We start from the raw sequence: 12,184 nt of genomic DNA on the forward strand, positions 1-12,184 counted from the left end.
AGAAAATTTATTACTATATAAAGTGTAGTGTAAAAGAGGATTCGCTTACATTGCAAGTGAAAAAATTAGGACCCTGTATTTGTCATAGAAATTCCCTATCAGCTGTGTACCTATTCATGATAGAATCGTTTTGTTATGAATGGAAATAGAGGTGCAATGGACATATGAATCATATACAAACAAATTTTTCGTCTTTTTTTAGTAAAATAATGATTGGTGCGATGCTCGCATTTTTTGTTTATAGTTGTTGGTCAGCGTTTGAAACAAGTAAACAATTTTTTGGCGACAGTACAACAAGTGTAACAATTGTATTGGTTATTTTTGTTATTCTTATGTTGTTAGTGGCATCGATTTTACAGTATCGCTTTACAGAAAAACAATTTCTTGTTTTTCTTATGAGTACATCTATAATTGTGAGATTTAGTATGGTTCTATTTGTAGACGTTCCGATAATTGGTGATATGAAAGCCATGTTTGAGTCTGCAAAGCAGATTGCAATTGGTAATAACGTAGAGAGCATAGCGCAGTTACCTTTTATTATTTATGAATCAATAATTATTCGTGTATTTGGCGATACAGTATTCGCATTGCAGTTATTTAATATTTTATTTTGCACAGGGACTGCATTTTTCATTTATCGTATTGCAGCAATGGTTTTCGGAGAAGAAAGCGGCCGTATTGCGTCTGTATTTTACGCTTTATATATTCCGAATATATTTATGAGTTCCTTATTAACATCAGAATCGCTCGCAATATTTTTATTTTATTTGGCTTGCTACATACTTTTATATAAAGGTTTAGATCATCCTTATATGTGGGTACTTTCAGCAATTTTATTTGCATGCAGTAATATGATTTTCCCAATAGGATTATTTCTTCCTATTTTTATTGCTGTATATGTGTTGTTAATTGAACTCTTTCAATCAGCAATGAAGCAAAAAGTACTATTAAAGATGATAGGGATACTTATTCTATTTTATAGTGCTCATTTTGGTGTGAGTTATGGAATTCAGACAATGGGAATGTCACAATATACAATTTCAAATGAGACGTATGTTCAATCTGTTTTAATTGGAAAAAGTAAAAATGAGGAAAAAATAACAAAGAATCAAAACGTAACAGAGCATATTGATCAAAAGCTAAAAGAGATTGAAGAAGAAAGATTTAAACTTTTAAAGCCAGTAATTAATCAATTCTCAGGTGAGGGAATACATTCTATTCTATTTAAATGTGAAAAACTTATATATATAGCGGTAACATTATTTATGTCGATAGCTTTATTACACTTTCTTATTAAGAAACAACAAAACGAAGGATATATGTTGTTCGTTTTGTTAATTGGCGGATACGTATTGTTAAGGCTCTTCCAATTAGATATGGCATATTACAATCTTATTGTGCCAGCCTTGTTTATTTTGCAAAGCTTTGGTGTTTATATGAGTTATGTTTATTGTCAAAAAATATTCTTCAGAAAATAAAAAGAATCCAGTTTGGATTCTTTTTTTATGGATGGAAGATGAGGACTAAGAGTCAGCAGAGATGAAGAATCTCTACTGACATAAGCTTCACCCTATCTATTCAGTTCTAGTTGTAAACTATCAGCTGTTAGAGCCATTTTTGAGGAATCGTCTTGAATTCCTTTCATTACTTGTGAAATGGTTTCTAACTCATTTTCAATTTTTTTATTCTGTTCTTTCGAGTTAGACATGTCTTTTACAATTTCTTGGAAGTATTGATCTGTTGCAGACATACTATCCGTTCCTTCAGATACGAGGGAGCTAATTTGTTTCACTGAAGAAGAGACACGAACAATTTGTTCATTTGTTTTTTCAACGAGCTTTGTAACGTTGAATATAGATTCTTTCGTTTGCTCTGATAACTTGCGAATTTCTCCAGCTACAACAGAAAAGCCTTTGCCAAATTCCCCAGCACGTGCAGATTCAATAGCAGCATTTAGTGCGAGCAAATTTGTTTGCTCTGCAATTGATTTTACAATGTCTATAATCTCGTTAATTTTGTTAGAAATATCGAGAAGTTCATGAGTATCTGTAATAATCGTTTCCATGTTTGTTTGAATGTATTCCATTCGTTTATTCTGTTGATTTAATTGTTCTTTCCCTTTATTCGCTTTTTCTTCTGATGTTGTAGCTAATGATGTACCTGTTTTGGCAATTTCTACAATAGTTTCAGATTTAGCGGTTAACTGTTGAATAGAAGCACTCGTTTTTTCAGATACAGATGCTAGTTCTGTTGCAATATGCGTAATGGTCATAGCTGTTATTTCTTTTTCTTTTTCATGTTCTTTTTGCATTCTTTCATATTCAGATTCATAAGCCGCAATAACGAGCTCTTGTTCAAGGGTGAATAATTTGTTTATTACATTTATAGAATAAGAAAAATCGTCAATTGTTGTAATTTTTGTTTGCAAAATCTTCATGATAGAGCGGAATAATTCTTGATAAGCGGCAGTATACCATTTTCTATGTAAACCAATTTGTACATGTCTTTTGGCAATTCTAACACGTTGTTCAATAAAATCTTCGTGCATATCTCCGCTGAATAATTCCTTTATATGTGTTTTTAAAGTTTGCTTTAGTTTTGGAATAGAGCTATAACGTTCAATAATAGTAGTTAAATTAGGCTGCTTTGTAATATTGGCATAGAATTTTTCCGTAATCCAATCAATTTCTTCATAAATAAAGGGCTGTAGTACCTTTACGATTTGTAAATCTTCTTTTGAAATATGTAGCATATCCATTTGAATTTTCAGTTCAGAATTAGTAGGCACGTTAAAAGTGATTTTTTGATCCTTACTTAATTCAAGTATACTGGCGTTTGTTTTATTTGTATGTTTTTTAAAAAACCGAAGCATCGTTCTTCCCCCTGTGTATAAAGCGTTTTCATTTTTGGTTCTAATATAATTATATATTTTTATATACAATTACTCTATATTAGTGTGTAGAATAGTATATAAATTAAGAGAATTCTGTGTAGAATTCTCTTAATGGCCTTTATTAATTTTAGCATGTGTTTTAAAGAAAACAGGGAAATGTACATTATATATTACAGTGACAACACGAATAATAAATGTTACTAATAAACAAACATAGAAAGCTAGTACGTGTGCCCCCATTGCATATGTGATTAGGAAACTAATTGCTCCTAAGATAGAAGCGATTGCGTAAATCTCTTTTCGGAATACGTAGGGGATATCTTGAGCGCAAATGTCACGCAAAATACCGCCTCCAATACCTGTAATGACTCCCATTGAAACAACTAAAAATGAGGCGTCAACATGATGTGACATTGCTGCATTTGCACCAATAGCTGTAAAAACACCTAAGCCAACAGCATCAGAAAGCATAATAACGACTTGCAGTTTATTGATACGCTCAAAAAACATACAAGTAAATAATGCTGATAATACGCTTACGAAAAAGTAAATGGGTTTAACAAATGCGACAGGAGGCAGGTTACCGATCATAATATCACGAATAATACCGCCGCCGAGCGCTGTAGCTACAGCTAAACAAAGGACACCGAATAAATCTAAATCTTTTTTTAAACCAACTAATGTACCGGAAATAGCAGCGGCGATAATGCCAAGAAACGTAAATATGTCGATTAATAACATTGCTGTAATCCCTTCCTCCTAAAGATGTTCCAGAGAAAAAATATACACTAAAGTTATGTAAATAACAATGCATTTTCTTTACATGTAGAAAAAAAGAAAAAATGAGGAAAGAAAGCGCTTGAAAATGCAAATATGCTTTTTTCTATAAGGTAAGGCTGGGGAGAAATGTGAGGCGTTTAATTAAAAAATATATGTTATAATAAATATTTGAGATAAGAAAAAAATATTAACAGTATAGATTGAAATTAGGTAATAGTTATGGAGGTTCTAGATGTTAAGCGAAAATAGTAAAAGTAATAAATTTGAAAATTTTCTATTAATCTTTATTTTGTTGCAACCAATTTTAGATTTGCTCACGGCATTCTGTATAATGGTTTTAAAAATTGATACGACCATTGGAGTTATTACACGCTTATTCGTTATGTTCCTAAGCGGGATATATATTTTAATTCAAACGAAGAAACAAGGAAATATAAAATATATATTGTATATAATCTTAGTAGGAATAGTCTTCACCATCGGATTGGTAAATAACAAGCTTACAAAAGATCCTATGGTACTTACAGAGGAAATTAAGTTTATAGCAAAAGCATTATATCCGTTTGTTATGCTTACTTGTTATGTATTTGTATTTAAGTCTTTAAAAGAGAAAAGCCATTCAAATTCAAAAATGCGTGACTATGTTACGTATGCATCGCTAATTATAGGAGTAGTCATGGTAGCTTCGATTACTACTGGAACAGATTATAATAGTTATGAATGGGTAAAGTTAGGATCACGCGGTTGGTTTTATGCAGGTAACGAGCTAGGATCTATTTTAGCCATCATGTGTCCAATTGTTATTTTGTATTCAATTGAAAGAACAAAAAGTATAGGTAAAGCTTACTATTGGATTCCTTCAATTTTAGTTGTTTATTCACTATTTGCAATTGGGACAAAGGTTGGCGTAGGAGCAATCTTTGGATCAATGGCTATCGCAGTTGTTATGTGCTTTATTCAGGCATTTACACAGCGTAAAGATGGAAAGAAACATGCCTATTTATTAAATGGTTTTCTTGCAATAACTGTATTTGTAGGCATATTGGCATATACACCTTTTTCACCGTTTATGAAAAATATGGGATTCCATTTCCAATTAATTGAACAAGAACAGAGTGCGAAAAAGGAAGAGAAAAAGAAGGAGGAAGCTAAAGAGCACAAACCTCCTGTGACAGAGCAAGAAAAAGAGAAAGAAAAAGCAAAAGAAAAAGTAGCGGAGAAGAAAGAAGAAACGCAAGCTCTTATTTTTAGTGGGCGTCAATTATTTGAACAGATGTATAAAGATTTCTATAATGAAGCCCCAATGTCTCAAAAATTATTAGGAATGGGTTATGCTGGTAACTATAAAGAACAGCCGAAATTAATTGAACGTGACTTCCACGATTGGTTCTATTCTTTCGGAATCATAGGGTTCATTTTACTTGTAATTCCATTCTTATACTTTGGTATTAAATTTATTGCATGTATATTTACTAAATTTAAACAAATATTCACAGTGAAATATGCAATGATGATTGCAGCAATACTTCTCGGATTAGGTATCTCATTCATGGCTGGTCATATTTTAATTGCACCTGGAGTGAGTTTCTACTTAGTAATAATCATGGCATATTTAATAGTTGACTTGGAAATTGAATGATAGAAAAATAAAAGCTAGCATATGTTAGCTTTTATTTTGTTATAGTAAATAAAAAGAAAAAATGGGGGATGTAAGAAATGAAAGTGTTGCATATGAATGCTGGTGCAGAAGAAGGTGGGGGGAAAACACATATTATTTCACTTTTATCTCAATTTTCAAAGGAAGAAGTGGAATTAATGGTATTTGAAGAAGGTGCGATTGCTAGAGAGGCGAGAAACCTTGGTATTCAAGTGCATGTTTTTACCCAATCATCTCGGTACGACCTATCAATTCTTTCAAAAATAAAAGCATTTATTAATGAAAATCAATTTGACATTGTGCATACACATGGCGCACGAGCAAATTTCTATCTCTCCCTCTTGAAAAAAGGTATAAAAGCGAAATGGATAATGACTGTCCACAGTGATCCAACTTTGGATTTTATGAAGAGGGGATTAAAAGGATGGGTATTTACGAAGTTAAATTTACGTTCTTTCAGGAAGGTAGATTTATTCTTTGCAATTACGGAAAACTTTAAGAGAAACATAATAAAACTAGGTGTACCAGAAGAGAAGATTTGTACGGTTTATAATGGAATCGAGTATGATAATACTCCAGCAAAACCTTATGATAAAAGTGAATTTGGCATTGATGAAGGAGTATTTACAGCTGTTCAAGTAGCGCGTCTTCATCCTGTTAAAGGTCATGATATTTTATTTGAAGCGTTACAAAAAATTAAAATTCCAAATATAAAGGTGCTCTTGCTTGGTGATGGACCTATAGAAGCAGAATTAAAAGAGATGGTGAAACAAAAGGGCTTAGAGGATAAGGTGATTTTTCTAGGTTTTCGTACAGATTCAAAAGAATTATATGCATCTGCACACATTAATTTGTTAACCTCTTATAGCGAAAGCTTCCCTCTTGTTTTATTAGAGGCGGCTAATCAACGCTTAACATCTATTGCAACAAATGTAGGTGATATGAAAAAGTTAATAGTTGATGATACGTATGGATGGATTGTACCGATTGGTGATGCAGATTCGTTAGCAAACGCGTTAGAAAATGCTTATGAAAAATGGTTGAATGGTGAATTAGAAGCGATGGGAAATCGTTTATATAATCATGCATCTACTCATTTCTCGCTAAAGAATTTGTATGAAGATACTTATAATGCATATAAAAAACTTTTACTGAAATAGAGAGGATAGTTAATCATGGAAGTAAAAACGGTTGATATTCTAGGTGTTCCTTTTTCTACAATGACAATGGATGAAACGATCCAATATTTGAAGGGACAACTAGAATTGGAGCGAACTCATACTTTTCAGGTAGTAACAGCAAATCCTGAAATTGTTATGTGTGCAAAAAAGGATGAAACATTCCATAAAACATTATTAAATACAGATTTAATTACACCTGACGGTATTGGAGTTGTAAAAGCAAGTGGTATGTTAGGTACACCTGTAAAGGAACGTGTAGCAGGTTTTGATTTAATGTGTAATCTATTTGCAAAGTTATCAGAGGAGAATAAACCGGTATCTGTTTTCTTACTTGGTGCAAAACCGCATGTTGTACAAGCTGCAGCGGATCATTTAACGAAGACATATTCAGCTGTATCTATTGTGGGTACACAAGATGGGTACTTTAAACAAGAAGAAGAAGAGAGTATCGTTTCTCGCATTCAAGAAGCAAAACCAGATTTATTACTTGTCGCGCTTGGTTTCCCAAGACAAGAGAATTTTATCCAAACTAATAAGCATCGTTTAGAAACGAAGATGGCTGTTGGAGTGGGCGGAAGTTTAGATGTATGGGCTGGAGAGGTAAAACGTGCACCAAAATGGATTCAAGCGATTAACTTAGAGTGGTTTTATAGATTGTGTAGTAATCCAACGCGCTGGCGTCGTCAGTTAGTATTAGCGGAATTTTTAAAAGAAGTCATGCGTTCGAAAAAGTAGCGGAATATCGCTACTTTTTTATTTGGTCATTTTTAATAAAGTGAGGTTTTGCTCATCCACCACTGATGGTTAACCCTCACCAATTGGACGTTTAATGGCAGTTGGTCTTCAATTTAACCTTTTTGTTTCAGCTGAATTTTGAGGTAGGAGTCTTACTGCCCTCAAATAGTGTGATAAGTATTTTACTTTTGGGGAATGATGAAGGAGAATTTTTTGAACGAAAGTATTTTACTTATACAATTCACACATGTAAAATGATGTGTAAAGACAGCTGTGTAAGGAGGACTTCTTGTGGGCAAGGTGAAAGAAATTTCGAAGCGAAAGCTACTTGGTATAGCAGGGCTTGGATGGTTATTTGATGCAATGGATGTTGGAATGCTTTCATTTGTAATGGTAGCACTGCAAAAAGATTGGGGATTAAGTACGCAAGAAATGGGCTGGATAGGCAGCGTTAATTCGATTGGTATGGCAGTCGGAGCGCTCGTTTTTGGAATACTATCAGATAAAATAGGGCGGAAATCAGTCTTTATTATTACATTATTACTATTTTCTATCGGTAGTGGTTTAACTGCTTTAACGACGACACTTGCGATGTTCCTTGTTTTACGATTTTTAATTGGTATGGGGCTTGGCGGAGAGCTTCCAGTCGCATCTACATTAGTATCAGAGAGCGTTGAAGCGCATGAACGTGGCAAAATAGTTGTGCTATTAGAAAGCTTTTGGGCAGGTGGATGGCTAATTGCAGCCCTTATCTCGTATTTTGTTATTCCGAAATATGGTTGGGAAGTTGCAATGGTATTGAGCGCGGTTCCGGCACTATATGCTTTATATTTAAGATGGAATTTACCGGATTCCCCCAAATTTCAAAAGGCTGAAAAAAGACCATCTGTTATCGAAAATGTAAAGTTAGTTTGGTCTGGTGAATATCGTAAGGCAACAATTATGTTATGGATTCTATGGTTTTCTGTTGTCTTTTCTTACTACGGGATGTTCCTTTGGTTACCTAGTGTAATGGTATTAAAAGGATTTAGTTTAATAAAAAGTTTTCAGTACGTACTTATTATGACGTTAGCTCAATTGCCAGGATATTTCACGGCTGCTTGGTTTATTGAACGACTTGGTCGTAAGTTCGTTTTAGTTACGTATTTAATCGGTACAGCATGTAGTGCTTACTTGTTTGGAGTGGCAGAGTCATTAACGATATTAATCGTAGCAGGCATGTTACTATCCTTCTTTAATTTAGGTGCTTGGGGTGCATTATACGCTTATACACCGGAACAGTATCCAACGGTTATTCGTGGTACAGGTGCAGGGATGGCAGCAGCATTCGGTCGTATTGGTGGTATTCTTGGGCCGCTATTAGTAGGATATTTAGTTGCTTCACAGGCTTCACTATCACTAATATTTACGATTTTCTGTGGATCAATTTTAATTGGCGTAGTTGCTGTAATTGTACTTGGGCAAGAAACGAAGCAACGAGAATTAGTATAAGGTGAAAGTTTAATCGGTGAGGGATTTATCCCCACTGATTATTAGCCAGCACCAATTGTGTTTTTGGGGAAGTAACACTCATTTCTTCGCATTCGGTGGGTGTTACTTCCTACAAATAATGGAATGAAAGGGTAGGGGGAACCGTTGTGGTTTCCTTTTTTCTGTTTTTTTAGATAAATAATGGTATAGTAAGAAAAAGGGAATGTTTCTTATAAAAGCGAATGTATACAACAAGACATATGGACAAAAGAATTAGGTGGTTGAAGAAATGAAAATTTTACTGATCATGGAAGAAGCAGAAGAGCGAAGAAGTTTAGCTGAAAAATTTACTGAAAATATAAGGAATGTAGAATGTTTTGAAGCGAATACGGGAACAGAATCATTATTGATCATGAAAAAGCATACACCAGATTTTGTTTTCTTGAATTCAAAATTACTAGATGGAACTGGTTTTGAATATGCGAGTTTATTACGGGAAGTAAATTGTTATACGAAATTGATTTTTATGGGTGAAGATATAGAAGAGTCGATTACGGCATTTCGGTTTCAAGCATTTTATTATTTACTACGCCCATTTCGTGAGGAAGATTTGCAATTCCTTTTATATAGAATGTGTAAAGAGCAAGGCGAGAAAGCAAAGAGTTATTTGCGAAAACTACCGATAGAAGGTCAAGAGGGAATTCGGTATATTTTCCCTGAAGATATTGTATATGTAAGCAAAAATAAGGAAAACAAAACGGTTTCAATTTATACAACAAATAATCAGTATATTTCAACATATACACTTCAAGAGCTGGAAAATAAGCTAAATGTATATGATTTTTTACGTGTGCATAAAAGTTATTTAATTAATATGTCATATGTACAAGAACTAAAACCTTATTATAATGGCACATATAATCTGTATTTAGATAAATATGATGAGCAACCGATTCCAGTTAGTCGTAATTATGTGAAACGACTTCGAAATAAGATTGAATTATAGTAGGTAATGCGAATTTTTTAACATGATAAACTAAAAATCCTTCATGATAAGGAGGATTCAAATTAAATATTCAGAAAATTTAGTACAATCCCACTAAGCGATAGTATTGGGGGGATTGTATGTGAAAACATTGAAGTCGATTTTACTATGGGGAGTTATTGCAGCAGTAGGCGCAGGTGCTTTTGGTGTAATAGCTTTATCACAAGGTGAAACTATTAATGCCGTGTGGCTCTTAGTAGCTGCGGTATGTGTGTATGCAGTTGCTTACCGCTTTTATAGTAGATTTATAGCGAGAAAGGTATTTGGTTTAGATAATAATCGGCAAACGCCAGCCCATACATTAAACGATGGAAAAGATTATGTTCCGACAAATAAGTGGGTATTATTTGGGCACCATTTTGCAGCAATTGCTGGGGCAGGCCCTTTAGTAGGACCGATTTTGGCAGCGCAAATGGGATATTTACCAGGGACAATATGGATTATTGTTGGGGTAGTTGTCGCTGGAGCTGTACAAGATTTTGTAATTTTATTTGCTTCGATGAGACGGAATGGTAAATCTTTAGGAGAAATGATTAAAGATGAGATCGGTCCTGTTACAGGGCTTATTGCAATGATAGGCATTTTAGGCATTATGATTATTTTATTAGCGGTATTAGCATTAGTGGTAGTAAAGGCGCTTGTCGGAAGTCCTTGGGGAATGTTTACAATAGCAGCAACGATTCCTATTGCTATTTTAATGGGAGTGTACATGCGCTACATTAGGCCTGGCCGGGTTGGTGAAGGGTCAGTAATCGGAATTATTCTACTTATACTGTCTCTTATTGGGGGACAGTATGTAGCAGAGCATCCAACGCTTGCAAGCATGTTCACGTTTAGCGGTGAAACGATTGCTATTATGCTTATTGTATATGGATTTATCGCATCGGCCTTACCAGTTTGGATGCTTTTAGCACCACGTGATTATTTAAGCACATTTTTAAAAGTGGGAACAATTGTTGGATTAGCAATTGGTATTTTAATTGTAGCACCAGATTTACAAATGCCAGCAGTTTCGAAATTTATCGATGGAACAGGTCCTGTTTTCTCTGGAAACTTATTCCCGTTCTTATTTATTACAATTGCTTGTGGTGCGGTGTCTGGATTCCATGCTCTCGTTTCATCAGGTACGACACCAAAGATGATCGAACAAGAGGGACACGCACAGCCAATCGGTTATGGGGCAATGTTAATGGAATCATTTGTAGCTGCGATGGCGATGATTGCAGCTTGTGTATTAACACCAGGAACTTATTTTGCGATTAATAGTCCCGCAGCGCTTATCGGTACGGATGTCTCGCAGGCAGCTCAAGTTATTTCCTCATGGGGATTTGCTATTACACCAAATGAACTAAAAGATCTCGCTGTAAACGTTGGAGAGCAAACGATTTTATCACGCACAGGTGGTGCACCAACGTTAGCGATAGGTATGGCGTATATTTTCTCACAAGTAATAGGTGGAACAGCCATGATGGCCTTTTGGTATCATTTTGCAATCCTCTTTGAAGCTCTATTCATTTTAACAACAATTGATGCTGGAACGCGTGTAGGCCGATTTATGATTCAAGATATTTTAGGACATGTATATAAGCCATTTGGGAAAACGGATTCTACATTAGCGAATGTGATAGCTACAACGTTATGCGTATTAGGATGGGGTTATTTCTTATACCAAGGGGTAGTTGATCCGCTTGGTGGAATTAATACATTATGGCCACTTTTCGGTATTGCAAATCAAATGTTAGCAGGTATTGCATTATTACTTGGAACGACAATTTTGTTCAAAATGGGGAAAAAGGCATATGTTTGGGTGACACTTATTCCAACTGTCGGATTGCTTATTGTAACGATGACAGCGGGTTATCAAAAGCTATTTCATGAAAATCCTAAAATAGGATTTCTATCTCATGCAAAGGTGTTTCAGGGAGCATTAGATGAGGGGAAAGTGTTAGCACCAGCTAAAAATGTCGCTCAAATGAAACAAATTATTTTCAATGATTATATTGATGCAGCGCTTTGTGGAATTTTTATGATAGTTGTAATCGCTGTATTAATTTCTGCGATTCGAATTTGGATTCAAGTATTAAGAAATAAGCCGATGCCGCTAAAAGAGGCACCATATATTTCTAGAGATGAAAGTGAGTCGAGGAACTATTATGCTTAAACGACTACGGAAAGTATGGGGAAAAAGGAAACACTTTATTAGTTTACTCGTTGGGGTACCAAGCTATGAAACATATGTAGAGCATATGAAAAAGCATCATCCAGAAGAAGAAGTGGTATGTCAAAAACAGTTTTTTGCAGAAGCGCAAGAAGCTAGATTTAATGCAAAGGGTGGAAAGATATCAAGGTGTTGTTGAGGAAAAGGGCGAATTTTCGTCCTTTTTTATTTTTTGCTGTTTCACGTGGAACAGCAAAAAATAAAT

General features: G+C 34.6%; 10 protein-coding genes and 1 pseudogene. 8 read left to right on the forward strand and 3 right to left on the reverse strand.

Translation table 11 applies throughout. The features are described 5' to 3' along the window. Positions 1 to 164 precede the first annotated feature (164 nt). Entirely contained in the window at positions 165 to 1,478 is a 1,314-nt protein-coding gene (locus ACSG5Z_RS20650; protein ID WP_435712041.1) for an ArnT family glycosyltransferase, read from the forward strand. Between the two features lie 92 nt (positions 1,479 to 1,570). On the opposite strand, the gene ACSG5Z_RS20655 is transcribed toward ACSG5Z_RS20650, so the two are convergent. The 3 genes and pseudogenes from ACSG5Z_RS20655 to ACSG5Z_RS20665 all read right to left on the reverse strand — a co-directional run bounded on the left by ACSG5Z_RS20655 (position 1,571) and on the right by ACSG5Z_RS20665 (position 3,634). Then, positions 1,571 to 2,311, reverse strand: coding sequence for a methyl-accepting chemotaxis protein (locus ACSG5Z_RS20655; protein WP_371399406.1), 741 nt, complete (start codon positions 2,309 to 2,311; stop codon positions 1,571 to 1,573). A 63-nt stretch (positions 2,312 to 2,374) separates the two neighbouring features. After that, positions 2,375 to 2,872, reverse strand: a pseudogene (locus tag ACSG5Z_RS20660) (protoglobin family protein); the annotation flags it as partial. A 129-nt stretch (positions 2,873 to 3,001) separates the two neighbouring features. Then, complete coding sequence (locus tag ACSG5Z_RS20665; protein ID WP_000924376.1) at positions 3,002 to 3,634, reverse strand: trimeric intracellular cation channel family protein; 633 nt, start codon at positions 3,632 to 3,634, stop codon at positions 3,002 to 3,004. A 271-nt stretch (positions 3,635 to 3,905) separates the two neighbouring features. On the opposite strand from ACSG5Z_RS20665, the gene ACSG5Z_RS20670 reads away from it, so the two are divergent. The 7 genes from ACSG5Z_RS20670 (at position 3,906) to ACSG5Z_RS20700 (ending at position 12,118) form a co-directional block, all read left to right on the forward strand. Further along, entirely contained in the window at positions 3,906 to 5,312 is a 1,407-nt protein-coding gene (locus ACSG5Z_RS20670) for an O-antigen ligase family protein (RefSeq protein WP_088065068.1), read from the forward strand. A 77-nt stretch (positions 5,313 to 5,389) separates the two neighbouring features. Then, positions 5,390 to 6,490, forward strand: a complete 1,101-nt coding sequence (locus ACSG5Z_RS20675) for a glycosyltransferase family 4 protein (RefSeq protein ID WP_088065067.1) — start codon at positions 5,390 to 5,392, stop codon at positions 6,488 to 6,490. Positions 6,491 to 6,505: 15 nt separating this feature from the next. After that, a complete protein-coding gene (locus ACSG5Z_RS20680; protein ID WP_046955475.1) occupies positions 6,506 to 7,246 on the forward strand; it encodes a WecB/TagA/CpsF family glycosyltransferase in 741 nt (246 codons plus the stop codon). Between the two features lie 291 nt (positions 7,247 to 7,537). Then, positions 7,538 to 8,737 (forward strand): MFS transporter, encoded by a 1,200-nt coding sequence (locus ACSG5Z_RS20685; protein WP_087981899.1) that lies wholly within the window; start codon positions 7,538 to 7,540, stop codon positions 8,735 to 8,737. Between the two features lie 268 nt (positions 8,738 to 9,005). Further along, a complete protein-coding gene (locus tag ACSG5Z_RS20690) occupies positions 9,006 to 9,722 on the forward strand; it encodes a LytR/AlgR family response regulator transcription factor (RefSeq protein WP_048542790.1) in 717 nt (238 codons plus the stop codon). 121 nt (positions 9,723 to 9,843) lie between these two features. Continuing rightward, positions 9,844 to 11,922, forward strand: a complete 2,079-nt coding sequence (cstA, locus tag ACSG5Z_RS20695; RefSeq protein WP_000854302.1) for a carbon starvation protein CstA — start codon at positions 9,844 to 9,846, stop codon at positions 11,920 to 11,922. Further along, the gene (locus ACSG5Z_RS20700; protein ID WP_000919820.1) at positions 11,915 to 12,118 is read left to right on the forward strand and encodes a YbdD/YjiX family protein; all 204 of its coding nucleotides are present in this window, start codon (positions 11,915 to 11,917) and stop codon (positions 12,116 to 12,118) included. Before cstA ends, ACSG5Z_RS20700 begins: the two co-directional genes overlap by 8 nt. The last annotated feature ends 66 nt before the right edge of the window (positions 12,119 to 12,184 follow it).

Source organism: Bacillus pretiosus (assembly GCF_051294775.1).
In the GTDB taxonomy this organism is placed as follows: domain Bacteria; phylum Bacillota; class Bacilli; order Bacillales; family Bacillaceae_G; genus Bacillus_A; species Bacillus_A wiedmannii.